The following is a 24,629-nucleotide window of genomic DNA, read 5'->3' as shown; positions in this document are numbered from 1 at the left end:
GGCGGGGTGGGTGCCGTGGCGGCACCCACCCCGCGAGTGGTGACGTCAGACCTCGATGGCCTTGAGGACCTCGTCGCCGTAGTAGTTGACGACCTTGACCGCGATGCGGCCGGACTCGGGCTTGGGGAAGGGGCGCGACTCCGTGGTGAAGAGTGTGGCCAGCGCCTCCTCGTCGATCTGCCCCTTCAGCGCCTTGCCGAGCCGCTCGTACGGGTTGAGACCCGTGGACTTCCCGTTCTCGCCCGAGAAGTAGACGTGGCGCACGATGAAGGCCTCGGCGTCGTAGTCCGTGTCAATGGACCACATCATGATGTCGTCAGGGCCCTCGGCGCGGACGTCACCCGTCGTCGGGTTGTAGATGTCGAGTCCCTTGATCTCGGCGACGAGCTGGCCGTCGCTCGTCTCGGTCACCTCGATGTCGGGCTCGCCGAAGACGGTGAACAGGTTGCCGGCGCCGGTGTTGGCGAGTTCGTCACCCATGGCGAGGTCCGGGTTCATGCGGACGTTCAGCACGGTCATCTTGCCGACGTGCTGCTCCTGGATGACGGAGAACTCGCCCCTCTCCTCGTTGATCTCGGTGGTCGCCTCGGTAGCGTTGGCGTCGAAGGCGAAACCGAGGATGAGCAGGAGGTCGATCTGGCCGAACCTGAGGGCCTCACGGGCCGCGTTCTTAATGAAGAGCGAGTCGATGGTCCCGTACTCGGGGCCCAGCGCGATTCCGACGCGGGCCGGCGTTCCTTCCTCGGCGTTCTTGCGGATGCCGACGGCGGTCAGTATCCGACCGGAGACCGGCTCGACCGATTCGAACTCCAGCCGCTCGTTCCGGTACCCGTTCTGCACGCCCGCCTTCTTGACGTGGTCGAGGATCGTCTCCTCGTAAGAGGCGCCGGACGGCATCATCTCGGCGGCCTTCTCGGAGGCGGTGACCTCCTGATCGGAGTGGACGCGGTGCGGTGACAGGGACTCGACGGTGAAGGCTCCGGCGACCCGGATGGCCTTTTTATCTTCGTAGGGGCGGTCGTACAGGGTCTCGAACTCGGCGTGCTTCTTGATCGCCTTGTCGATCTGCTCGCGGGTCATTCCTTCCTTGATATCAGGGTTGTTCGCGATCGACTTCAGCGTGATGTGCGGGACACGCTCGTAGACGAAGCCGCGGCGGATGTCATGCTTCGAGGGTGAGCGGTCGAGTGGCTGCTGGCTGAGTTCGGCTTCCTTGGCCTTTCCTTCGGGGGAGTCGGCGAGTAGGTAGGCGGGGTACTTGGCGCCCATGAGACGGTGCCGGGCAAGGGCAATGGCGACGCGGGAGGTGTCGACGGTGATCCAACGGCGGCCCCACTGCTCGGCAACGTAGGCGGTAGTGCCGGAGCCGCAAGTGGGGTCGAGGACCAGGTCGCCTGGGTCTGTGGCCATGAGCATGCAGCGTTCCACGACCTTGGTGTTGGTCTGAACGACGTAGACCTTTCCTTCGGTGAAGGCCCCCGTCTGTGTATCAGTCCACATGTTCGTGTAAGCGGTGACTGGGAAGTCATTCATGAAGCGGACGTACGCCAAAGAATTTCTGGTCGGAGCCGCGAGCCGATTGGCAGCTGCAAGTCTATCCATGCCTGCAGGTGTAGTCTTCCAGTGATGGTTCCTGCCTGGAGAAAACTGGTGTCCATTGAAGGTGTACGGCAGGCTGCCGGTCGTTGTCCTTCCCTGGGAGGCTAGATTGTCGTGCCGGTAAATGAGGGCATCCGCTAGAGCATCAGGGTTCTCGCGCTCTTCACGGCTCATGACCCGCCTAGTTCCATCGGGCAGTTCGACTCGCGTGTACCGACCTCCGACGTCATGGCTGAGTCCGGTGCGACGATACAGCTTCCTGGCCTTGAGGGAATTGATGTCTCTCGCGTACCACAAAAGATAGTCGCCGTTTCTGCTCAGTGCGCTTGTGGAAAGCCCTCCAGTTGTACGGAACATGATAGTGATGACTGAGTTCGACTCTCCGAATACTTCGTCCAGAAGGCATCGTACGCGGTGTACATTCTCTTCGCCGATTTGTACAAAAACTGATCCTGATTCGGTGAGGAGATCTCGAGTCGCAATGAGTCTGTCGCGCAGGTAAGAAAGGTAGGAGTTAACCCCCAGTTCCCATGTGTCGCGAAATGCTTTGATCTGTTCAACCTCATGCGTAATGTCAGCGAGGTTGCCATCACGCACACGGGTGCTGTCGACCCGTGCCTGCCAGTTCGACTCGAACTTGATGCCATACGGCGGATCGATGAATACCATCTGCACCTTGCCCCGCAGATTCTCCCGCTCCGCGAGGCTTGCCATCGCTTGGAGGGAGTCGCCGAGAATCAGGCGGTTGGTCCAATTCATCGAGTGCTTGTACCAGTCGACCTTATCCAGCTCGTCCGCGATGCCGTCGCTGTAGAAATCGGTGCTGAAGAGCGATAGTTCCTCCCCGGCGTCCTCGCCTTCTAGGCGCTCCCGCTGCCTCTTCGTCTCGTCCATCAACTCCTTGACGAGATACCGCGGCTCAATCAGTTCCTGGCGGAAGATCGGCGGAGCCGGGACCTCTAGGTCCTGGCGGTCCTGTTCGTCCTTGCCCTTCCAGACGAGCTGGGGGTCCTTGGCGAAGTCGCGCTTGCCGCGCCAGGTCATGGCAGCCTCGACCTCTTCCGTAACCAGGTCGATTGCGTCCGCCGTAGGGTTGTTCACTCGGGTGTCCTCATGCCTTATGGCCTGCACGGCCTTGGTGCGGTTCGCGCTGCTTCTGCGGGGAGCGGCCATTGTCCTTACTTCCCTTCCTCGTCGTTGCCGTCGTGCCGCTGCTGCTCGGCCTCCGCCTCGCGCGCCGCGCTCAACAAGTCGTCGTCCCAGGGATAGTCGTCGCCCCAGTCCGCCTCGTCATCGTCGGTCATGAGTCGCTCGACGCTCTTGAGCCCGTCCTCGTGGAGGCCCGTCAGCGCTCCGTCGTCGTACAGTGACTGAATCGCCATGTTCAGACCGACCTTGAACTTGGTGGGGTCCTCCGACAGCTCCACGTAACCCCACTTGCCGAAGCCGCCGTGGTTGTTGACGGCCGCGCACCACATGCGTGCGGTCTCCGCCTTCATGGCCCGCTTGCCGGCCGATTTGCGGGAGCCCGACACCTCCACGATGAGGTGACGCTGCTGGTCCTCTTCATCGCGTGGCTTCAACCGGACGATGAAGTCAGGCAGGTACCGGTGGGTGCGTCCGGCGTAGAGGTACGGAATGGCGAACTCCAGGTGGTCGTTCTTGACGTACGACTCGACGTTCTTGTTGCCGTCGAGCAACGTCGCCAGAATCTGCTCCCAGGTGTTGCCGCCTATTCCGTCGAGGACGACATAGTTCACCGGTGACTTGTCCGGTTCGGCCTCGTAGACCGCCTTGGTCGTGTAGAAGTTCACGTCGTCCGTGGAACCCTCCGGCGCGTACCGCGCGAAAATGGGCACCACCTTGGACGAGTTGTTGCTCTCCTGACGGTTCAACGCGGCGAAGAACTGCTGGGCGGCCCGCAGTTGTTCCTCGGAGACGCTGGAGATGATCGTCAAGTCCCGCTGGTTGTCCGTTCCGACGCAGTGAGTGATCCAGTCCTTCGCGAGCTGTACGAGGTTGGGGAACATCCAAGGCTTGCGACCCTGCTTCGGATCTTCCAAAAGTTCCAGAGCCAGCTTGGCCACCTGGAAGGCGACCTGCTGGACGCGGACACCCCGGCCGTCGACCAGCATGTGTGTGGCGCTCCTCCCGATGATGCCTTCCACCTCGGCCCGGGTCGCGACGTGCTCGTTCACCTTGAACGGTTCCGCTTGCGTGAAGTCCGCGTAGAAGCGCGCCTCCTTGATCTCTACGCGGTACCCCTCCAAGCGCGGGAAGGTGATGCGCAGCTCCTCGCGATCCTTCATGGCCCGGACGTGCTTCGGCTCCGGTCGGGGCTTGGTCTTCAGCTCCCGATTCGGGTCGGTCTGGATGAACTGGAAGGGGATGCCGTACACGTCCGCGTACTCGGGCTCCAGCAGTCCTTCGTCATTCGCCGCGTACGAGATGCGGCGCAGCCCTCGGCCCACCACCTGTTCGCACAGCAGGTGGCTGCCGAAGGCCCGGACCCCCAGGATGTGCGTGACCGTGTTGGCGTCCCAGCCCTCCGTGAGCATGGACACGGACACGACACACCGCACATCCTGCCCGAGCTTGCCCTTCTTGCCGACAGTGTTCAGGACCTCACGCAGCAAGTCGGCGTCCGTCAGTGCCTCCACGTCCCGGTCGGGGAACCGGGTGCGGTACTCCTCCTTGAACGCCTCCAGCTCTTCGGCCGCCGCGGCCTTGAACTGGGCATCCAGCTGGGGGTTGTCGGACTCCAGCTGCGTCGAGTCGACCAGGATGGTGCGCGGCACCGGGTAGCGGCGGCCCTGCTTGTCGTAGTTGGAGAAGAGCTCAAGCATGCCCGGCTTGCCGAGGGCATCCGTGTCCGGCAGCTCGTGCCCGGCGATCTGGTCGTACACCCACTTCGACACCGTCGTGTTGTTGCAGACGACGATGAAAACCGGGGGAGTGGAGCCGGTGCCCTGGGTCTCCTCCTCCCAGCGTGCGAAGGCCTCCGCGTAGTTCCGGTACAGGCTGTGGGCGGCCCCGTCCAGGACGGCCGGCAGCGTCTTGTCCGCGAGCGTCTCGGGCTTCTGCGAGCGCTTCGGCATCTCGTCCCGGATGTGCTCCCACAGGTTCAGGTATGAGACCTCCTTGTGCTCCGCGTCATCGTCCACGGGCACGCGCGGGATCTTGACCAGGCCCGACTCGATGGCGTCCAGGAGTCCGAAGTCGCTGACCACCCAGGGGAAGAGGGTGCCCTCCGGGTAGCCCGAGCCGTTCAGGTAGAAGGGGGTTGCGGAGAGGTCGTAGACCGTCTTGATGCCGGTCTTGCGCATGATGTGGTTCAGGCCGTCGAACCACTGGCGCGCGTGCTTGTTCTCCTCCTCGGCCTGCTTCTTCTCCTCCCCCTTCAGGTCGTCGACGGTGACGGCCCCCTCGAGGGCGGCCCCGCGGGTCTGGTAGCAGTGGTGCGCCTCGTCGTTGATGACGATGATCTCGCCCTTGCTTCCACCCAGATCGCGCAGTACCCGGTTGACCATCATGTCGGGCGTCTCGACGAAGGGGTCGTTCTTCGACCTGGCCAGCAAAAGCTTCTTGGTCTTGGACGCGAGTCCCTGGCCCTCCCGCGTAGTCTTGAGCATGAACGCGTGGTAGTTGGTGATCGCCACCTGCGCCTGGCCGAGCGCACCCCACAGGTCCGCCGGGACGACGTCCCGTTCGTTGTAGTAGTTGTTCGGGTCGGACGGCATCAGGACCCGCAGCCGATCCCGGATGGTCACACCGGGCGCGACCAGGAGGAAGCGCTTGGCAAACCGGGGGTCCTGCGGATTGGCGACCTTGTTGAGGACGTTCCAGGCGATCAGCATCGCCATCACGACGGTCTTGCCCGCACCCGTCGCCATCTTCAGCGCGACCCTGGGCAGCCCCGCGTTGTGCTCCTGGTTGGTCTCTTCGAGATGGGTCTTGATCCACGGCCTGCCGAGTTTCGTGCCCACCTCCGTCAGGTAGATGGCGGTCTCCACTGCTTCCACCTGGGCGAAGAAGAGCTTCCGTTCCCGGGCCGGGTCGGTCCAGTACTCCAGGAGACGGCGGGTCGTCGGCGTGATGTTGGGATATCCAGCCGTGCGCCAGCGGTCGACCTCGTTGCGGATGTTGCCGATGACGTCCTGGCCCTTGCGCTCCTCCAGGATGCCGTCGAAGAACAGCTCGTGCTGGACGCCAGCCGACGTCTTGCGTCCCTTCCGGGCGCGTGGGACGGGCATCCAGGTCTCGCTCGGGCGGCGCCCGGGAACCCGCTCGCCGGTCGGCTGCCCCCGCTCGTCCAGTTCCCAGTGCCAGGCCGGTTCCGCGTACGGAGAATTGATGATCGGGTTCTCGATCACTGCTGCCATGCTCTAGATATCTCCCTCACGCCACGTCTGCGTGGACCGTACAGTCTGCCACCGACAATGACCCCATTCGTCCCATGATCACGTCGCCCGCACCCGGTGCTCCCCCCGCTCCAGCCACCCCATGACCACCTGATGCGCCCGCCACCCATCCGGAAACTTGGGCGGCACGTCCAGGTACACAGGACTGCTCCGTGGATGCCGGTCCAGCAGATCCCGGATGCCGGCGCGGGCCACCACGATGCAGGCGAAGCGGTGCCGGGACAGCAGGACGCACAGGCGGCCCGTCTCCAGGTGGAAGGCGGAGGCGTCGTGGCGGCCGGAGAGCGGGTGCCAGACCAGGGTGACGTCGAACTCGCGGCCCTGGAGGCGGTTGGCGGTGTCCACCGTGACGCCGGTCAGACCGCGGGCAGCGAGGCGGGTGCGGACCGCGTCCGCCTGCACAGTGCGTGCCGTGCCGATCGCGATGCGGTCCGCGGTGAGGGGCTCCCCGTTGACCAGCGCACCGCGCTCCAGCAGCCGGGCCGCCGTCGCCGCGAGGGCATCCGCCACCTCCGGGTCCTGGTCCAGGGTGTGGCGGGCGGGGAGTTCCAGGTGGCCCCAGCCGGAGTCGGCGGCCCGGGCGAGGACGTCGTCCAGGGGGCCGGAGCCGTGGGGCAGGCTCGCGTACGACAGCACGCGCTCCGGTGCCGTCGTACCGGGGACGAACCGGTAGAAGGGATAGAAGGCCTCCTCGACCAGGGGCGCCGCCGTCTCCGGCAGGCGCCAGGAGACGGGGAGCTGGTGGCGGAGCAGGTCGGGGTTGTGGGCGAGGGTGACGTCGACCGCGTTGCGCAGGGGGTCCCAGGTCAGGCCGTGCCAGCGGTCGGTCTCCACGGTGGCGAAGGGGTCGAGCTGGCCGGGGTCGCCGACGAAGAGGACCTGTGAGTCGTCCTGGGCGAACAGCGGGGCCGTCGCCAGGAGTCCGTCCGAGCGCATCTGGTACGCCTCGTCGACGATGGCCCACCGCCATGGCGCGCACTTGTCCGGGGTGACGAACGACCACTTCTTCGCGGTGGACACCACGACGGGCAGGTCGCGCAGGTCCGTCACCTGGCTGCTCCCGGTGACGTTGGGGTGTCGGGTGACGCGGGGCGGGAGGACATGGCCGTTGGCGTGGAGGCGGCCGAGTGCCAGGCCGGGATGCTCCCGTGCGATGCGGTCCACCAGGTCGTCGACCTGCTCGTTGGTCTGCGCGACGATTATGAGCTGGTGGCCCGCGGACGTCAGGTGCCCGGTGGCCTTCACCACCAGCGTGGACTTCCCGGCTCCGGGAGGCGAGTCCACCACGACGCCCCGGCCGGGGGCGGTGTCGAGGCTGGTCAGGATCCCCGTGACCGCCCGGTCCGCGCGTTCGCCGGGGGTGAGGACTTCGGGCTCCCCGGTGTCGGGAAGGAGGGCGGTCACTCCCAGGTCTCCTCTGCGTCCTCGTCGGTGGGTTCGTACGGCTGGGGCGGACCGCCGTGGGTCCAGGGGGTGTTCTCCTCGTCGGGCAGGGCGGACGGCATGGCCGTGGGGTTGAGCGTGGTGTACGTCAGCTCCTCGCCGGTCTCCGCGAGAGTGCCAGCCGGTGCCGGAGGCTTGCGCTTCCTCTCGAAGCCGCCCTCGAGCTGGAGCACCACGGTGTGGCCGCCGTCGTCCTCCCGCCGTACTTCGAGGATCCGAGCTCCTTGGCCGGGCCGGGCGGGGGACTTCACCTCCGTGCCGACCGCGAGACCGACGCGGGCGTCGGTGCCGGTGCGCAGGCTGATCGTCGGGCGCCAGACCTGGGAGCCGGGACGGTCGCCGGGGGCGAAGCGGTCCTCGTCCCTGGCCGTCACCGTGCCCGTGAACGCCTCGCCGGTCAGCTCGTACTCCGCCATCACCAGCGGGTCGTCGAACGCGCGCTCCGCCTCGTAGCGGGTGACCGCGTCCTCCAGCCGGGCCAGGCGGCGGGCGGCTCGGACGGCCTGGTCGCGGCGGGCCTGCGGGCGGCCGTCGGCGTCCAGGTACTCGGCGTACTCGGAGAACCAGCGCCGGTCTCGGGACCAGCGGTCGGAGACGTGGGTGCCCTCCGGCAGCCCGCGGAGCAGTTCCACGCCGTGCCACATCAGCCGCCAGGTGGGAAGCATCTGGCCGCTCAGCTCACGGTCGATCTGGCGGCCGACCGCCTCGCGTCCGCGGTCGTCGGACGCCTCGTCGTAGCGCGTCATCAACTCGTGCAGGGTCCGGTCGAAGACCGGGTCCGTGGACGGACCGGCCGGCGGCCACACAGCGAGGTCCTCCGCCTCCCGTGCCGCCCGCGCGCCGTCGTTGTCCTCCGGTGGATCAATCCAGGAGAGCAGGGACGCGAGGTGGGAGTCCTCGGAAGAACTCTGGCCGGTGGCCCAGTTGGCGGCGAGCAGCCGTGTCATCGCGAGCATCACACCGGAGTCCGGGAACTCGGCCAGGTCCGCGAACCAGGTCAGCCACTTGCCGAGGGTGGGCACGGACGGGTCGACCGCGTACGGCCCCTCGGTGGCGCGCAGTCTGGTCAGCCGGCCGAGCAGGCGCACGTACGCGATGCCCTCGCCGTTCGGGACGAGGAGCTGCGGAGCCCGCTGGAAGCGCAGGCGTTCCTCCTTCTCCTTGCCGCGGCCGACGGTGTAGGGCTCCGTCTCCGTCCGGCACCCGTCGATGTACGCGAGGAGGAGTGCGGCCAGGCGCTCGGCGAACCGGAAGCGTTCGGCGCGGTTGCGCGGCTGGCGGACGGTGAGGAGGGTCGGGTGCTCGGGGTCCGTACCCGCGAGCGCGGCCAGGGGTGCGCACGCCTCGCCGGCGAGGGTGAGCGGCACCAGGACGAACGGCTTCTCGTCCAGGTGCTGGTGGCGGACGGTCGTCAGCGGTTCGGCACGGCCGGTGCGGGACGCCGTGAGCGCCGCGACGGTGGACAGGACGCTCATGCGGCCCCCCGGCGGAGTCGGCGCAGCCGGGCGGCGGCGCGCAGCAGGTCGGCGGCTTCCGCCTCGGCCTCTCCGGGGGCGGCGACGCCGTCCACGTAGTCGAGCGCGGTGCGGGTGGAGTCGATGCCCGGCAGGTCGTTGCGCACGCCGCTGCCCAGGCGGGCCGGCGAGGCGCATCCGTCGGCCTCGTCGCGGCAGTAGCGCGCCATTTCACAGAAGGACAGGCAGGAAGGCGTGTACGACGCGTCCAACGCCTCTATGGAAGAGGAGAGTTCGTCCGCGCTTCGGGTCGTGTCCAGGGTTGCCGTCTCGGGCAGTTGGGCCGCGAGGTCCTCTGCGCGCCGCAGCCGGGAGAGCTGGAACTGGAGGGCGTCGAGTTCCTGCCGGAGGTCGATCAGGCGGCCGTAGGGGCGGTTGGAGAAGTCCTTGGGGCAGACGAGCAGGAACTCGTGGGAGATCTGCTCGGTAGGCAGGCCGGCCGTCTCGAAGGCGCGGTGCAGGGCGAGGACGTACACCGCGGCCTGCTTGGCCGCCTCGGCGACGGCGGTCGGATTGGCCTGGCCGTCGATCGCGGCGAACGAGCGGATCAGGACGATGTGGAACTTCCCCTCGATGCGGTGGGTGAGCGCGTCCGGTTCCAAGTACGCCGTCTGACCGGCGACTTCGAGGGTGAGCACGGGGCGGTCGAGGATGAGCCGTACGTCCTGGCCGGAGGCCACGTGCGCGATGAGGCGGCGGGTCTCCCGCTCGCGCAGGTGCAGGGCAGTGTTGCCCCCTACCTCGTTGAGGTCGGTGACATGGGCCTCCGCCACGGGGACGGAGAGCTGCTCGCGCAGCAGCCGGATGAGTTCGGCGTAGCTGCCCCACTTCACGAGGCCGTGGAATGCCTGTTCGCGGGCGAGGGCGAAGGGGGACTGGCCGAAGCGCGGCTCGTATCCGACCTGCTGGGCGAGCAGTGCCTTGTCCACCCCGGCGGCGTCGAGGACGGCGCGGCGGGCGCAGGCGGGATTGGCGGTCAGGGCGGTGATCTTGCGGGCGGTGTACGGCTGAGGGGGCTGCGGTCCACGCAGCCGTGCGAGTCGGTCGTCGGGAGGTTCGGACTGCTGCGAGGGCATCGTCTCTACTTCGGGAACGTCTTCGGGAACGTCTTCGGGAGCTCACCGGCGTGCGAGGCGTCTGACGTCATCCGTCGGAAAGGGGTCGTCAGGACAGGGTCCCACTCGCGTCGCGCAGGGCGTCACGCATCGGTGCCGCACCGAACAGCTGCTGTACGTCGGCGAGTTGGGTACGGGCACGCTGTGCGGCCGTTTGCCTCTGCTGATCGTCCTCCTGCTGGTGGACGGCCGCTTCGGCGTTTGCGGCGGCGATCACGCGGGCGGGGTCGGGCTCCGGGGCCGCGGCGTCGTAGGCGCCCGGGATCGTGAGGGCGAAGCGGCGCAGCAGCCGCCAGGCCGCGTCTGGGGCCGGATGCCCCGCAGTGGTGAGTCGCTGGATCTGCTCGGCGGTTCCCACCGCGTGAGTGAGGAAGTCGGTGCGTGGGCTGAGTGGGCCGATGATCCGCCGCTCCACGGGCCAGGTGGACAGGGCCAGGAGTCCGCGTGCGGGGACCAGGCGGTCGTGGGTCAGTGCCGCGCAGATGTAGTACGGGCGGGCATAGCCCTGTGCCGTGAAGGATCGCTCCTCGTCGCGGCGGAGGGACGCGAGTTTGGTGGCGACCAGCGACTCGGTGAAGAACGCCTCGTACGTGGACGAGATGAGCTTCGGAGAGGCAGGGGCGCCCAGCAGGGTGAGCGCCTGGTGGACCTGTTCGCGGATCGGGATGGAGCCGTGCGCCGGGCGCTCCGTGCGGCGTGGTGCGCCTGTGGTCGCCGACGCCTGCGGGGCCGGGGGCTCGGCCGGGAGTGCCTCGCCGTCCGGTTCCGCCTCGGTCTCGAGGGCGTGCTCCCAGGCGGCCTCGGCTTCGCGCAGCGCGCGACGGATGCGCGCGGTTTCGGCCTTGTCCCGTGCGCGCACGGCACCGCGCAGCTCGGTGCGCAGGTGGGACAGGCGCTGCTCGAGTTCCTCCAGTGATGCCGCCATGTGGGGCAGCTTAGCGCAGCAACCAACCTATGCCAAGAACTTCCAATGAGTTCCAAGATTACCTGCTACGGTCGAGTGCGGCGGCGCACCCGGCTGGTCCGAAGGGTGCCGTCTGTTCCGAGACAAGGGGGAGGCAATGAGTCACGACACGACGGCATGGCACAAGCCGCACTGGCTGACCGGGAATGACGACCTCGTTCGCGTGGGGCCCGGTACGGGCGGGAGCGAGGAGCACACCTGCCCCTCGCACGCCGCTGCCAAGGCCCGGCCCGGTCTCTGGCCGGCCCGGCGTCTCCGTCTTCCGAAGCCGGAGCTCGAGACGTTCACCCTCGGGCCTGTGATGGACGCCGTGGACCGGGTCGAATTCCACGGTGAGACACCCGACCAGGCCCTTGCAGGGCTGCGCTCCCGCACCCCCGCCCTGCACCCCGGTCACCTGACGTATGCCGAGCACGCCCTCCGTACGTACATAGAAGCGCGCGCCGACGATGGTGAGCAGCGGCTGCGGCCGGTCCGTCCGTACTGGGTGGCCCAGCGGGAGAACGGCAAGTTCTGGGAGATGTACGCCTGGTGGCGCAGGTACGAGTCGGCCGACGGACGCCTGCGCGAGTACCGACGGTTGCGGCACGGCGAGGCCAAGGACTCCGAGCCCGGCGAGATCGCCATCGCCGTGTACGTGGCCGTTCACGGGCGCCAGGCGGCCTGGCCGCGGAAGTGGGCGCGCGCGTTCCAGCCGTATGGCCCCACAGCCCGGCCCGAGCGGGTGCGTGTCGTCGAAGTCGGGCTCTCCGACGGACGGCCGCGCGTGCAGTTCGACGGGACGGCCGAGGAAGCCGAGGCCTACTACGCCGAGCACGGGCACGCGCACGTGGCGCGTGTCGTGGCGGGCGGCAGGCCGGCACCCGGCTCATCCTGCGTGGACTGCAAGCAGTTCACGGGCTGCGAGGCCGTGCCGCGCAGGCCGGGGGTCCTCGGCCTTCCCTCGCGGGTGGCACCGCTGAGGAAGGTGTCGGTCAGCGATCTGCGCTATCACGCGGCCTGCCCCGCACAGGGGTTCCTCCGTTCTCTGCACCTGCCCAAGTCTGACGAATACGGCAGCGCGGCGAGGCTCGGCCAGGCGGTGCACGGCTGGATCGAGAAGCTGCACCGGCGCCCGGAACAGCCGCCGTGCGCGGTCGGCGACATGCCCCCGGCGGGCGAGAACTGGACAGAGGGACGCTGGTGGGTCTCCGACGAGGACGCCGCGACCGGTCGGGACATGCTGCTCCACCACGTCGACGCCTGTCCCTTCCAGGACGCCGCACTCATCCAGCGGGTCGAGCCCGAAGCCCTCCGAGTCGTCCACGACACCGCGGCGCAGGCCGTCGTCATCGCCAAACCCGACCTGCTCTACCAGGAGGACGGCTCGTGGGTGTGGCGGGAGCTCAAGACGACACGGAAGCGGCGCCGCCACCACGAGGACCTTCTCGACACCTACCCCCAACTCGCCTTGGCGGTCGCGCTCCTGGCTCAGGGTGCGCTGGGCGGCGATCCGGACGGCTCGCGCGTCGAGGTGGAGATCCTCCGGCCGGACAGTTCCGATCCCCACGTGATCGACCCGACGGACCCCGGCCGGCAGCGGAAGGCGCTGTCGGTGCTGCGGCGGTACGCCGGTCCGTGGCGGGAGGACGAGACGTGGGACGCCCGCCCCGGACCGCATTGCCGGTCCTGCCCGGTCTCCCGGTGGTGTCCGAGCGCCGCGCCCGACGGCGCCGTCGCGGGAGAGGGGGAGTCGTGACCACGACCGACATGAGGGAGGCACGGTCCGAGGACGCCGTCGGCACGGACGAGGGGTTGCTCCGACAGATCGCCAGCGCCCTGGCGTGCCTGTCCCGGCAGCGGACCGTACCCAACCCGGTCTACCCGGCGAAGGTGCAGAACGCGTACAACCGCCTCGTCCTGCACTGCCTGCGCCGGGGCGAGGAACCGCCGGGCAGCGTGCCGCAGATGGTCCGCTGGGCTGGTGAACGGCCGCTGATCGAGTGGCCGTTGGAGCTGCCGCCCGACAACTTTCCCGGAGCGGCCCTGCTCGTCGATCCGGAGACCCGGCTGCCGCACCAGCTGTGTCTGGAGTGGGAGGTGAGCGCGGCCGACCCGGCGGCCGAGCTCTTCGAGAACGAACGCATCCGGGAAGCACTCGCCGTGTGCCGTGCGGCCAAGGCCCCGCAGGCCTACACCGCGTTCCGGGCCCTACTCACCTCCAGGCCCGTGCTGACCGGCGCCGAGCTGGCACTGCTCGGCGGCGATCCCGACTGCGGAATGCTGCTGCACGACGTGATCAAGCGCTGCTACGAGCCTGTGCCCGCCTCCTATCTGAGGCGCGGCACGTACCGGCAGTGCGCTCGCTGCCGCTGCCTCATGGTGCCGCTGCTGCACGGCAGCCACCGCTGCGAACTGGACCGGTGCCGCCGCGACGGCACATCGGACGAAGGCACGCCGCTTCGTGCCGACAAAGGCGGGGTCTTCCAGCTCAGCCGCCCCCTGCGGATGTTCATCACCAGCCCCGGGCTCGCGGAGACCGATCTACAAGCCGCCCTGGAGAAGAAGTTCGGAATCACCGCCGAGATGTGGCCCAACTACGACGCGTACGACCTGCGCGTCCCCCTGTCTGAGCGACGGCACTGGGCGGTGGACGTCAAGGACCGGGTGAACCCCGTTCTCCTGGCGCGCTCCCTCACGCCGTTCAGGAACGAGCCGCCGTACGACCGTGCATTCCTCGTCGTGCCCCGCTACCGCTTCCGCGACAACGAGGCGTATGGGCGGCAGTTCCGCCGAAACCTGCCGGAGGACCTGGCCGATCGGGTCACCCTGCTGGACGACCAGGCCTTCCTGCGGCTGGTCGCCGATGAGATCTCCACCCCGCGTGACAAGGCGGGGGACCCGCGTACCGAAGGAGGACGCCGTGCGTGACCGTAGGGGATGGCACCGGCGCTGCTCGCCGCAGCAGCTCACCGAGGTGTGGCCGGCGAACCTCGGCAGCTTCCGCCCCGGCGACCTTCTCGACGTCGAACTGGGCCTGTATCTCTTGCAGGACGTGACGCCCACCCGCACGGCCGCCGATGTCTGGCCGCTGTTGGGCGGTTACCCGTACAGCGAGGTGTTCGGAGACGTTCGCAGCGACGAACAGCGGCTTCGTGTTCTGCGCGCCCGCCACTATCTGTGGGACATGCGGCGACGGCACGCCTGGTCGGAGGCGCTGATCGACTACCTGAAGGTCCCCCAGCACCTGCGCGGATACGAAATCGACGGACCCGGCTCCGTACCACGCCGTCGCGAGCCGTCGCGCGCCGCACGCCGTTTCGAGATCTTCGAAGAACTGCTCAGCACCGCTCCGCGGTTCGCGACGCGGTCCGTTCCGTTCGCCGAGGAGGGAGAGCACACCTTCCGGGTGCAGGACCGTACCCACTCCGTGGTGTTCGACGAGGAACTGCTGACGGACACCCTGCCGCGCGCCCACGCGCTTGACGCACCACCGGCCGGGCGTGGAGAGCCCGTCGACGTCACCTGGGAAGAGCTCGAGAAGGCCGCCGACGAGATGGACGCCGTCAAGGCGACGGCACAGGGGCCGCGCAACGGCTGGGCCGGGCGGCTCCGGCGGGTGAAACTGCTCGTGCGCGACGCGGAACTCGGCCGCTTCACAGAACAGGGACGGCTGAGGATCGACCGGCTGCTGCACCTCGTGGGGATGGTGGGAGCCGGCAAGTCCACCCTCCGGGACATCCTGACCTACCACCTCGTGACCCGGACACCCCGCCGGGTCACCATCGTCGTCGGCGATGTGGCCGAGACGCTCGCCGTGGTGGAGCAGTTCGACCGGCTCGGTGTGCGGGCGGCGCCGATCCTCGGGCACTCCACCAGGGAGCGCAACATCAACCGGCTGCACCGCCGCACTGCCACGGCCGGCGCCGCCACCATGCTCGGGCACGACCACGCGGGCTTCGCCTACCTCAGCAGCGCCTGCCCCGTCGACGTGCTGCGCGGCCTGGAAGCCCGCCGCCCGCTCGGCGTCCGTGAAGCACCGTGCATCACGCTGTACACCGTCCCCGAGCAGGAGGCCACGGACGGCGATCCCCTCCTCGACGAGGAGTACAGCACGCAGCGTGACGCACAAGGCCCGAAGCCGCAGCGGAGACTGTGCCCGTTGTGGAACCGCTGTCCGCGCCACCGCGGGGCTCGTGATCTGGTCGACGCACAGGTGTGGGTCGCCACCCCGGCCGGTCTCGTGCACAGCTCCGTCCCACTGCACCAGCACCAGGAACAGCTCCGGTACCTCGAACTCGCGTGCCGACTCAGCGACCTGATCATCGTCGACGAGGCCGACCGGGTGCAGATGCAGCTCGACACGGCCTTCGCGCCGGCCAGCACTCTGGTGGGCAAGGCCCCGAACTCCTGGTTCGACGAGGTCGCCGTCCACAAGTTCCAGCAGATGGCCCGGGATGGCCGGCTCCAGCTGTCCGCCCGTGACGTCGACGACTGGACCAACGCCGTCAACACGGTCAGCGCCGCCACCGACCGCCTCTTCGCCCTGCTCGTCAAGGACGACAAGCTCAGGCGATGGATCAGCGTCGACTACTTCAGTGCCTTCACCCTCCACAACCTGCTGCTGGACAGCTGGTTCCCGGGGCGGAAGGAGGGCGAACGCCCGCCTGCGGCGGCCCGGACGCTGGACGGTGCGCTCGGCCGGTTCCGCGACGACCCGCTGCACGAGCAGCAGAGCACGGGAGACGACGATGAAGTGACACCCTTGGTGAACACCTTCGTCCACCTCGCCCTGGAACTCCTGCACGCGCCCCAGGGAGCACGGACGCGTGAGAGGCTGCGCGACACCCTCACCGACATCGTCGGAGACGACAGCACGGTGCTCGCGGACGCCGACCTCCAGGCCCGGCGCTTCGAGTTCACCCTGCTCCTTTCCGCTCTGCACAGCCGTCTCGACTTCATGACCACGCTGTGGCCGCGCGTCGAGGCCGCCCTCAATCTCGAGAGCGCCTCGAACGTGCTCTCCCGCAGGCCCCCCAAGGACTACGAGGCGGTCATCCCCGAGTCGCCCATGGGTAACGTGCTCGGCTTCCAGTTCCGCCACGACGACCGTGAGCGCGATGGTGACCGCAGCGGTGAACTCCGCTTCTTCCACTGCAACGGCGTGGGCCGCGAACTGCTCATGCGGCTCGGTGACCTGTGCGCCGTGGACGGCCGCCCGGGCCCGCACGTCCTGCTCATGTCCGCAACGAGCTGGGCGGGCACGTCGAGCAGGTACCACGTGCACGCCGACGTCGGTGCCGTTCTGCGTCCTCACGACGAGGAAGTCGAAGCCGTCCTGGGCAGCGAGTTCCGCAAGGAGTTCTTGTACTGGCCCGGAAACGACCGGCCCAAGCCGCTGCGCCTGTCCGGCTGCGACCCCGAAGAACGGCCCCAGGCCCTTCTGCACATGCTGCACCAGCTCGCGGTGCCCGACCGGAGTCTGCCCGACGCCGAGAGCATGCTGGACGCCGAGCTGAAGGAGATCGACGATCCGGACCGCCGCCGCATCCTGTTGCTCGTCGGCAGCTACGACGAGGCACGTCGGGCCGCCGAGTACCTCAACCAGATCCCCGAGTGGAACGGCCGCGTCACCCGACTGGTGTCCGACGACGCGGACTCCGACACCGCCTGGACCCGGCTGCCGGAGGACGCCGCCGCACGGACGCTGCCCCGCGGTGACGTGAAGGCTTTCCCTTCGGTCGGCGGCGACATTCTCGTCGCGCCGCTGCTCGCTGTGGAGCGGGGACACAACATCGTCCTGCGCGATGGCAAGGCGGCCATCGGCACGGTCTACTTCCTGGCACGCCCACACCCTCGGCCCGACGACATCGCGCTCGCCATCCAGTCCATCAACGACTGGGCCGTACGCCAACTCCGGGATGCTGACGGATCCTTCCGGCAGAACGCGCTCGCCGCCGCCACCCCCGACCAGGCGGCTGTGGCGTTCCGCAGCCGCGCACGCCGTCAGTGGAACCGCTTCCTCACCCGGCGGCTGGCCTGGTCCAGCCTGCGGGACGAGGAGAAGACGGCGTTCACCTGGGACCAGCTCGTCGTCATGTGGCAGGTCATCGGTCGTCTGGTGCGCGGCGGCGTGCCGGCCCGGGTGGTCTTCGTCGACGCGGCTTTCTCTCCCAGAGAAGCCGGATTCCAGGACACGGACACCCCAGACACCAGCCTACTGGCGAGCATGCGTGAGGTGCTCGCCCCCTTCTTCGAGGACGGGAACACGGCGGAGCGGCACCTTGCCCCGATCGACAAGTCCCTGGTCCGTGAGCTGTACGAACCGCTCTACCGCGCCCTGGTGGACATGGGCTGACGGCATCCGTCACCACACCGCACCCCCGACGTGTTCGCGTCGCGTCCGAAGACTTAACGCCTTGCTCCGAGGAGAACCGACACCATGGCCTACCAGTACAACCGTCCGGCGGCGTACCTGCCCGACCCGGCACGGGGACCCTTCGTCTTCCCGATGCACACGCTCTCCCTGCCCGCCCACTGGGAGGAACCACTCCTGCGCCTTTACCACGGCGGAATGACAGAGGGGCAGGCCGAGCGACGGCGCCGCGTACCCACAGCGGCTGTCAACCAGCTGATGCGCGCCACCGCGCCGGACATCGTCACGGTCGACTCCACGGCACGGTTCGGTTCGGAGAACCCCTGGCTGTACTGCCAGGACGCGTACCCGATGGCGGTGACGAACCTCTACATCGCCACCTGGCTCAGGAGCCTCCCGCGCGATGCCGGCGATCCCGAGACCGCGGCCCTGCTGATGAACTGCTTTCGTGACCTCGACACCGCGGCTCTCAGCTGGCGGCCCGGCAGGGTCGACCTCCTCGAGCAGAAGGTGTCGCCCGGAGGAACCGCTCTGCCCGCGCCCCACGTGTACCGGTTGCTTCCTGACGTCCTCGCCGAAAGGATCGCGCGCCAGGGACCGTACGAACACCACGGGCAGCAGCTGTCGTTCCGACAGGTCGCCGGCCGCACGGGGGCCAGGGGGCAGGGAAGCGGGGGCGCCGAGCTGATGTCGAACGTGATCGAGTACGTACCCGGGCGGCGTGGTGGCGGCGACGGCAAGCCGGCCTACTACGCGGCGACCCTCCGCATCACCGTGCGCACCGTTCCCTTCTCACCCGTCCCGCGCGTCCACGTGGCCGCCGGCGTACGTCGGTTCGCCACCGGTAAGGTCTACATGCCGTACGGCAAGGGCGTGTCCGCGTACCTGCTCCCGGACGACTCCCTCGTCCACGATGGCCCGCAGTCGCAGCGTTTCGCCGTCGCCATGCTGGAGTGGAAGAACGGCACCACGGACTGGCGTCAGGGCGGAGCAGAAGGAATGCTCGCCGGGATCAGCGCACTCGACGCACTGCCGTCCCCGGACCGGCTGGTGAAGGAGGCCGACCACTGGATCCACGGCCGGGACGGCATCCGGATCGCGATCGGGCACCAGGCGGCCATGGGCAGGCACACGATCGGCACCGGACTGATGCCCAGTGAACGCCGACGGCTGATCGAGTGGGCGGAGCAGGCGATCGCTCCCGAGTTCGTCTCCGTTCCGAAGCTCGAGCGCAGTGCGTACGCGCGGCCGCCCAAGAAGCAGCTCAAGAAGCTGCCGTCCATTCCCAAGAACATGGAAGAGAAGGATCCCGAAGAGCGCGCGGTCATCCTGGACCAGCGTGAGCTGAACGCGGCCCACAACGCTCAGGTTCTGCGGGCACGCCTGGCCGAAGCCCTCGAAGGGGAAGACCTCACCGCGGTCGTGCTCCACCAGAACGATGCCATCCGCGATCAGATGATCGCAGCGGCGGAAATGGGGCTGGGGCTGGCCGGGCACCGGCACGCGCAAGGCCCCGATACCTGGGTGTGGGAGGCGGAGGAGCTGACCGTCCGGCTGCACGCGCGGCCCCTGGGCGCTCTCGGCGCACCGCTGGGAGGCGACAGCGTGCCGCGCCGGGGGCAGGAGCACGACAAGGCCATCGAGGAGCGCCGTATCGGTGTCGCGCGGGCCATGGCCGCCTTGCGGGAAGCCGTACCCGGGGTGCGGCTGGCCTTCGTGGAGCTCGACGGGCAGGATGCCTTCCGCCACGCCAAGCGACGGACCGACCCCAAGCACGCGATCCGCCTCGGCTGCGCGGACGCAGGCCTGGTGACCCAGTTCATCCGTCCACCAGACCCGGATGCGGAGACGGAGGAGGCTCTCGCCGATGCTGGTCTGCGTGCCGCCGCGGCCTGGTCGGACGGCCTGCGCCAGACCGGTATGCGGCTGGTGCCCCAGCACACGCTCGGTGACACGCTCATCCCCGCGAACCTGAACCAGGTGGCCTTCCACCTCGTGGAACGCCGCCTTGACGGGCCCACAGGCAAGCAGCAGTTCACGCCGATCGCGGTGCTCATCCGACCGGGCGCGAAATGCGTGCTGGGCAAGTCGGCCGACATGCACGCATGGGTGCCGTACCCCGAACTCCTCAAGTCATTGACGGGAAGGGTCGAAGGCAGGAAGAACAGCGCGGAGCAGTCGGCCCTCATGGCGGCCTTCGTCAAGAAGACCCTCGCACAACTGCGCAGCACCCCGACGCTCGTCCTGGCCCACGCCCAGGACGTCCGCAAGCGCTGGCCGTGGCTGAGGAACGACGGTCTGGAACGGGACAGGCTCGGCCTCGACGGAGGCCCCGCCCAGCGGATCGGTCTCTACGGCAAGCAGCTGCGTGTCATCCGGATCGCCGACGGCAGCCGGGACGAGACGGCGCAGTGTTGGGCCGAGGCGGAGGAACTCTCCTCCGAGTTGAAGGGCAAGCAGCGTGGGGGCATCGCGATGGGGCTGTGGCGGCCCGGCCTGCGAGGAGACTCGGACCGCGTCTTCTACAGCACTATCGGCAAGTCCGGCACGCAGACGAAGCTCACCAACGACGACGCCAAACTGACTCCGCACACCAATGCCTCGGGCAACAACGCCTTCCGGCCGACGGTGAATGCCTGGAACCCGGACCTCCTGGAACTGACCGTCGCGTGCCTTCAACCCGGTGACGACGCGGAGGCATGGGCTGCATTCGTCCACCAGCAGCGTTTCAGCGAGGACTACCGTGCTGGTCGTGAGGGGTTGGCTCTGCCCTTGATCCTCCATCTTGCGCGACTCGCGGACGATTACGCTCTGCCTCACGAGATCGAGGAGGCTTTGGACCCGACGGAGCCCGAGGCTGCGGCCGCGCCGGACGACGCTCTGTCGGGCCAGCTGGCCTTCGACTTCGACCTCGATGACGGGGATGACGACGAATGAAGCTTCCCGCTGAGGAGCCGAGGGGAGTCCCACCCCTCGGCTCCTCAGCGGGTAAGGCACCACGACCTCAGGGGCGTAGTTGCAGCCATCAATAAATGCATGCGCATGCTCTCGGGGAGTGATCTTTGCGGCTCGCGGGGACCTCAACATCAATTAGCCCTGTTGTGCCTGGTCAAGGGAACTCGTGAACGTCCCACCAGGCAGAACTAGCTGAAACCCCACTTCACGTTGGGTTTTCTGCTTTTCGGGGACGCGGAAAACGGGGATGCGGGTGAGCTCCGGTCCGCTCGGTCCGCCGGCCGCGCCCACGTGCGGTTGCGCCGCGACGCGCCCACACTCCGTCCACGCCTCGGCACAGGCGCACGACGACGAGGCGCTCGTCCACCGCGATCCCGCCGACAGCCGAGCGGACGACGGCGGGGATGGGCCGAACATGAGGGATCAGGGCCGATCGGCCCCTGATCCGCACCCGGACAGCCCATGGCACCCCCTTCGATCCGCTGGAGGATCGAAGTGTCGAGAGGGGTACAACGGTCATGAAGCACCAGGAGCGGAGCGGCTGCCCGTCGTGGACGAGGCCGGGCGCGTCGTCGGCCTCGTCACCCGGCGCGATCTGCCGCAGGTCTTCCTGCGGCCCGATGCGCGGATACGGCGGAAAGTGATCGACGACGTGCCGGTGCGGGTGCCGGGGCCGGCGCCCGCACCCCCGACGTGTGCGTGACGGAGAGCGTGGTCACGCACACCGGCTCCATGGCGCGCAAGTGCGAGACGGGCGTCGCCGTTCTCGTGACACGGCAGATCGACGGTGTGGTCGCCGTGGCCGGCAAGCTCAGCGGCCGGCCGGACGACTCACACCTGCGGCCCGACGGGCCGGCGCTCCACGGCGTCGCCGATGACCGGCCGCACAACATGTGAGAGGAGGCGGACCGCCATGCCCAGCAGCGTGTTGGTCGCCTACGGAACAACGAACGGATCGACCGCGCAGATCGCCGAAGCCGTGGCCGAGGTGCTGTCCAAGGCGGGGCTCACCGCCGAGGCACGGCCGGCCGGCTCCGTTACGAGCGTGGCGTCGTACGACGCCGTGGTGGTCGGCGGCGGACTGTACGCGGGGCGCTGGCACAAGGACGCCCGCCGGTTCGTCCGGCGCCACGGCCGCGCACTGGCCGAGCGCCCGCTGTGGTTCTTCAGCAGCGGACCGCTCGACGCCTCGGCGTCGGAGCGGGACATTCCGCCCGTGCCCGGTGTGAAGAAGGCCATGGCCCGGCTGGACGTCAGGGAACACGTCACCTTTGGGGGCTGCCTCGAAGAGGGCGCGAAGGGCTGGGTCGCCGGGATGATCCTCCGCAACGGAAAGGGCGGGGACTTCCGGGACTTCACCGTGATCGAGGGGTGGGCGGCCCGCGTCGCCGCCGACCTCCTGGACGAACCGGAAAGGAGGTGAGCCGGCAGGCCGGGCGTCAGCCCGTCTTGTGGCCCCACTTCGGGCCGACGAGGTCCCACTCCTTGCCCCACTGATCGAGGCGCCGCCGGTCGAGGCGCCACCGTGCGACGGCTCCGGCGCCGATCACCAGGCCGGAGAAGGCGCCCCCTGCGGCGGCGCCCAGGAGGGACGCCTCCAAGGCCGCCTCCGTGGGGCCGGGCGGCTGCGGGGTGAGCTCGCCCCGGCTGGTCGTCCAGACGGTGACCTGGGACCCGGCCTTCTGTCCGGGGTCCACGAGCGTCCGTTGGACATGGGCCGAGCCGTCGGCGGCCGTCCACCGGACCTTCGCCAGGACCTGGCCCCCCGCTCCTTCGAGCCCCGAAACGGGCCGCGGGACGTCCGTGACGAGCACACCCTGGACGCTGTGCCGCTCGGCGCGCTGTTCCACGAACACCTCGTCGGCGGCATCGGCAGTCAGCACACCGGCGAACGTGCCTCCCACCGCGACGACCGCCCACGTGCCGAGCACGACCCAGGCCTCGACGACGTCGTCGTGCCGCCGCAGCGGGTTGTTCCGCCACCGCCACAGCCTCTTCTTGGTTCGCCTGGAGTCCATGGTTCCGCACCTCCCCTTCATCATCCCACTCACGCAGCGTGACCGCCGTACAGAACCGGTGCGGGGGCCGGCCGGTGGCAGGTGAGGGCCGGCCGGCCCATGCGGAACCCGGCGGCACGGGACAAGCTGGAACCTGAGGGATACAGCCCGGCGCCGCGCAGGCATCCGCTCGTTGCGGTCCTCCGGCGAGCCTGCCGGGACGGAGAGCTCAGGAAGGGTGAGGGTCGTCATGAAGGGCTTCGTCTTCCACGGTCCCGGACAGTCCGCCTGGGAGGACGTTCCGGACCCAGGCATCAAGGACGCCACCGACGCGATCGTGCGCGTCGACGCCGTCACCATCTGCGGGACGGACCTGCACATCCTCAAGGGCGACGTGCCCGAGGTGCAGCCCGGCACGGTGCTGGGGCACGAGGCGGTCGGCGAGATCGTCGAGGTCGGCGCTGACGTGCGCACCGTGCGGCCGGGCGACCGGGTTCTGGTCTCCTGCATCAGCGCCTGCGGCCGCTGCCACTACTGCCGCGAAGGGGCCTACGGCCAGTGCCGCGGTGGCGGGGGCTGGATCCTCGGCCACCTGATCGACGGCACCCAGGCCGAATACGTCCGCGTGCCGTACGCCGACCTGTCCGTGTACGCGCTGCCCGGCGCCGTGGACAGCAAGGACGCCGTGCTGCTGGCGGACATCTTCCCCACCGCGTACGAGGTGGGCGTGCTCAACGGGCGGGTACGGCCCGGGGACACCGTCGCCGTCGTCGGCGCCGGCCCCGTCGGACTGGCGGCCGTCGCCACGGCCCACCTGTTCGCGCCCGAACGGATCGTGGCCGTGGACCTGGCAGCCCCGCGCCTCGAGGCGGCCAAGGGGCTCGGCGCCGACGCCGTGGCCGACGCCCGCGAGGGCCCCGAGCAACTGATCGCCGACCTCACCGACGGGCTGGGCGCCGACGTGGTCATCGAGGCCGTCGGCGTGCCGGAGAGCTTCGAACTGTGCACGCGCGTGGTGCGGCCCGGCGGGCACGTGGCCAACGTCGGCGTCCACGGCAAGCCCGCGACGCTGCACCTCGAAGACCTGTGGATCAAGAACGTGACCATCACCACCGGCCTCGTCGACACCTACTCCACCCCCACCCTGCTGCGGATGGCCGCGGCCGGCCGGCTGCCCACCTCGCCGCTGGTCACCCACGTCTTCCCGCTGGAGCGCATGGAGGAGGCGTACGACGTCTTCGCCCGGGCCGCCGACACCGGCGCGCTGAAAGTGGTACTCGGCGGACCACAGCACGATGTCGTGGCGGTACGGGCGGCCTGACGAACGGTGGAAACGAGGGCGGCCCGACGAAGCGGTGGCAGTCCGGCGGCCCGACGAAGCCGTGGCCGTGCGGGTGGCCCGACGAAGGGAGTGAGGTGCCATGAATGAAACGGCACCCCCGAACGCGGCGGCGACCCCCGAAGGCCCACCCCTGGGCGACCTCGGACGCCGCCTGGCCCGGCGGCGCGCCGACCTCGGCCTGACCCGCGGGGAGACGGCCGCCCGGGCAGGCATGGCCCCCAGCTATCTGCGGCACCTGGAGGAGCACCCCGCCGCCGCACCGGACGTGAGCGTGCTGCGCAGGCTGGCGGGAGCCCTGGAAACCACCGTGACGGCGCTCTCCGGCGGTGACGCCGATCTGCCGCCCGGCCAGGGACGGGCCGGCGGACACCCACGGTTCACGGAGCTGAGCGTGCGGGAGTGCCGGGCGCTGCTGTCGACACACGGTGTGGGAAGACTCGCACTGTCGACCGTCTCCGGGCCGGTCGTCGTCCCCGTCAACTACAGCGTCGTCGAGGGGGCGGTCGTCTTCAGGACCGACCCCGGTGCGACGCCGTCCCAGGCGCTCGACTGCCAGGTCGCCTTCGAGGTCGACCGCGTCGACGACACCCTCAGCCAGGGCTGGAGCGTGCTGCTGCGCGGGCGGGCCCGGGCCGTCACCGACCCCGACGCCGTACGCCGGCTCGCGGATCGGGCCTACAGCACGCCGTGGGCCGGAGGGGACCGCGACCTGTGGCTGCGCATCGATCCCCTCGTCGTCACCGGACGGCGGATCACGGTGTGACAGGGTCCGGTCCCCGCGCCCGCCGATGCCGTACGCCGCACGGTCGTCGAGACTCCTCCGGCGGGCCCCGGGGGGGGGGGGGGGGGGGGGGGGGGGGGGGTTGGGGGGGGGGGGGGGGGGGGGGGCGGGGGGGGGGGGGGGGGGGGGGGGTAGGGGGGAGG

General features: G+C 69.1%; 16 protein-coding genes. 9 read left to right on the top strand and 7 right to left on the bottom strand.

The window, feature by feature from the left end; all coding sequences use genetic code 11:
- Window positions 1-45 precede the first annotated feature (45 nt).
- The 6 genes from ACZ562_RS02155 to ACZ562_RS02130 form a co-directional block, all read right to left on the bottom strand.
- Complete coding sequence (locus ACZ562_RS02155; protein WP_471173236.1) at window positions 46-2,772, bottom strand: site-specific DNA-methyltransferase; 2,727 nt, start codon at window positions 2,770-2,772, stop codon at window positions 46-48.
- Between the two features lie 5 nt (window positions 2,773-2,777).
- On the bottom strand, window positions 2,778-5,981 hold the full coding sequence (locus ACZ562_RS02150; protein ID WP_471173234.1) for a BPTD_3080 family restriction endonuclease: 3,204 nt from the start codon (window positions 5,979-5,981) through the stop codon (window positions 2,778-2,780).
- A gap of 78 nt (window positions 5,982-6,059) precedes the next feature.
- Window positions 6,060-7,424: an AAA family ATPase gene (locus ACZ562_RS02145; protein WP_471173232.1), complete on the bottom strand. Its 1,365-nt coding sequence runs from the start codon at window positions 7,422-7,424 to the stop codon at window positions 6,060-6,062.
- Window positions 7,421-8,938 (bottom strand): hypothetical protein, encoded by a 1,518-nt coding sequence (locus ACZ562_RS02140; protein ID WP_471173230.1) that lies wholly within the window; start codon window positions 8,936-8,938, stop codon window positions 7,421-7,423. Before ACZ562_RS02140 ends, ACZ562_RS02145 begins: the two co-directional genes overlap by 4 nt.
- Window positions 8,935-10,053 carry a hypothetical protein gene (locus ACZ562_RS02135; RefSeq protein ID WP_360242128.1) on the bottom strand — a complete coding sequence of 373 codons (1,119 nt, stop codon included), beginning with the start codon at window positions 10,051-10,053 and terminating at the stop codon, window positions 8,935-8,937. The genes ACZ562_RS02140 and ACZ562_RS02135 overlap by 4 nt, the downstream gene beginning before the upstream one ends.
- Window positions 10,054-10,141: 88 nt before the next feature.
- Window positions 10,142-11,017: a hypothetical protein gene (locus tag ACZ562_RS02130; RefSeq protein ID WP_471173228.1), complete on the bottom strand. Its 876-nt coding sequence runs from the start codon at window positions 11,015-11,017 to the stop codon at window positions 10,142-10,144.
- A 136-nt stretch (window positions 11,018-11,153) separates the two neighbouring features.
- Between ACZ562_RS02130 and ACZ562_RS02125 the strand changes: the two genes are divergently transcribed.
- From ACZ562_RS02125 to ACZ562_RS02095, 7 genes are all read left to right on the top strand, one after another.
- Complete coding sequence (locus ACZ562_RS02125) at window positions 11,154-12,794, top strand: PD-(D/E)XK nuclease family protein (protein WP_471173226.1); 1,641 nt, start codon at window positions 11,154-11,156, stop codon at window positions 12,792-12,794.
- A complete protein-coding gene (locus ACZ562_RS02120) occupies window positions 12,791-13,966 on the top strand; it encodes a pPIWI_RE_Y domain-containing protein (RefSeq protein ID WP_318295290.1) in 1,176 nt (391 codons plus the stop codon). The genes ACZ562_RS02125 and ACZ562_RS02120 overlap by 4 nt, the downstream gene beginning before the upstream one ends.
- Window positions 13,959-17,393, top strand: a complete 3,435-nt coding sequence (locus tag ACZ562_RS02115) for a pPIWI_RE_Z domain-containing protein (RefSeq protein WP_471173224.1) — start codon at window positions 13,959-13,961, stop codon at window positions 17,391-17,393. The genes ACZ562_RS02120 and ACZ562_RS02115 overlap by 8 nt, the downstream gene beginning before the upstream one ends.
- An 84-nt stretch (window positions 17,394-17,477) precedes the next feature.
- Window positions 17,478-20,348, top strand: a complete 2,871-nt coding sequence (locus ACZ562_RS02110; RefSeq protein ID WP_471173221.1) for a pPIWI_RE module domain-containing protein — start codon at window positions 17,478-17,480, stop codon at window positions 20,346-20,348.
- Between the two features lie 568 nt (window positions 20,349-20,916).
- Window positions 20,917-21,069, top strand: coding sequence for a hypothetical protein (locus ACZ562_RS02105; RefSeq protein WP_471173219.1), 153 nt, complete (start codon window positions 20,917-20,919; stop codon window positions 21,067-21,069).
- Window positions 21,066-21,263 carry a hypothetical protein gene (locus ACZ562_RS02100; RefSeq protein ID WP_471173215.1) on the top strand — a complete coding sequence of 66 codons (198 nt, stop codon included), beginning with the start codon at window positions 21,066-21,068 and terminating at the stop codon, window positions 21,261-21,263. Before ACZ562_RS02105 ends, ACZ562_RS02100 begins: the two co-directional genes overlap by 4 nt.
- A gap of 16 nt (window positions 21,264-21,279) precedes the next feature.
- On the top strand, window positions 21,280-21,789 hold the full coding sequence (locus ACZ562_RS02095; RefSeq protein WP_471173212.1) for a flavodoxin domain-containing protein: 510 nt from the start codon (window positions 21,280-21,282) through the stop codon (window positions 21,787-21,789).
- A 16-nt stretch (window positions 21,790-21,805) separates the two neighbouring features.
- Here the strand turns inward: ACZ562_RS02095 and ACZ562_RS02090 are convergent, their stop codons facing one another.
- Window positions 21,806-22,384, bottom strand: a complete 579-nt coding sequence (locus tag ACZ562_RS02090; protein WP_471173209.1) for an Rv1733c family protein — start codon at window positions 22,382-22,384, stop codon at window positions 21,806-21,808.
- A gap of 229 nt (window positions 22,385-22,613) precedes the next feature.
- On the opposite strand from ACZ562_RS02090, the gene ACZ562_RS02085 reads away from it, so the two are divergent.
- Both ACZ562_RS02085 and ACZ562_RS02080 read left to right on the top strand, forming a co-directional pair.
- The gene (locus tag ACZ562_RS02085) at window positions 22,614-23,684 is read left to right on the top strand and encodes a zinc-dependent alcohol dehydrogenase family protein (RefSeq protein ID WP_471173207.1); all 1,071 of its coding nucleotides are present in this window, start codon (window positions 22,614-22,616) and stop codon (window positions 23,682-23,684) included.
- Between the two features lie 100 nt (window positions 23,685-23,784).
- Complete coding sequence (locus ACZ562_RS02080) at window positions 23,785-24,468, top strand: helix-turn-helix domain-containing protein (RefSeq protein WP_471173204.1); 684 nt, start codon at window positions 23,785-23,787, stop codon at window positions 24,466-24,468.
- Window positions 24,469-24,629: the final 161 nt, after the last annotated feature.

The sequence above is a fragment of the Streptomyces sp. NPDC040410 genome (assembly GCF_055595715.1).
The sequence above is the reverse complement of the archived record's forward strand: the minus strand, read 5'-3'. Positions and strand labels throughout refer to the sequence as shown.

Excerpts from the sequence above, each read along its gene's own strand:
- ACZ562_RS02155 (WP_471173236.1), bottom strand. The coding sequence starts at position 2,772 with ATGGCCGCTCCCCGCAGAAGCAGCGCGAACCGCACCAAGGCCGTGCAG.
- ACZ562_RS02150 (WP_471173234.1), bottom strand. The coding sequence starts at position 5,981 with ATGGCAGCAGTGATCGAGAACCCGATCATCAATTCTCCGTACGCGGAA.
- ACZ562_RS02140 (WP_471173230.1), bottom strand. The coding sequence starts at position 8,938 with ATGAGCGTCCTGTCCACCGTCGCGGCGCTCACGGCGTCCCGCACCGGC.
- ACZ562_RS02135 (WP_360242128.1), bottom strand. The coding sequence starts at position 10,053 with ATGCCCTCGCAGCAGTCCGAACCTCCCGACGACCGACTCGCACGGCTG.
- ACZ562_RS02130 (WP_471173228.1), bottom strand. The coding sequence starts at position 11,017 with ATGGCGGCATCACTGGAGGAACTCGAGCAGCGCCTGTCCCACCTGCGC.
- ACZ562_RS02125 (WP_471173226.1), top strand. The coding sequence starts at position 11,154 with ATGAGTCACGACACGACGGCATGGCACAAGCCGCACTGGCTGACCGGG.
- ACZ562_RS02110 (WP_471173221.1), top strand. The coding sequence starts at position 17,478 with ATGGCCTACCAGTACAACCGTCCGGCGGCGTACCTGCCCGACCCGGCA.
- ACZ562_RS02095 (WP_471173212.1), top strand. The coding sequence starts at position 21,280 with ATGCCCAGCAGCGTGTTGGTCGCCTACGGAACAACGAACGGATCGACC.
- ACZ562_RS02090 (WP_471173209.1), bottom strand. The coding sequence starts at position 22,384 with ATGGACTCCAGGCGAACCAAGAAGAGGCTGTGGCGGTGGCGGAACAAC.
- ACZ562_RS02085 (WP_471173207.1), top strand. The coding sequence starts at position 22,614 with ATGAAGGGCTTCGTCTTCCACGGTCCCGGACAGTCCGCCTGGGAGGAC.
- ACZ562_RS02080 (WP_471173204.1), top strand. The coding sequence starts at position 23,785 with ATGAATGAAACGGCACCCCCGAACGCGGCGGCGACCCCCGAAGGCCCA.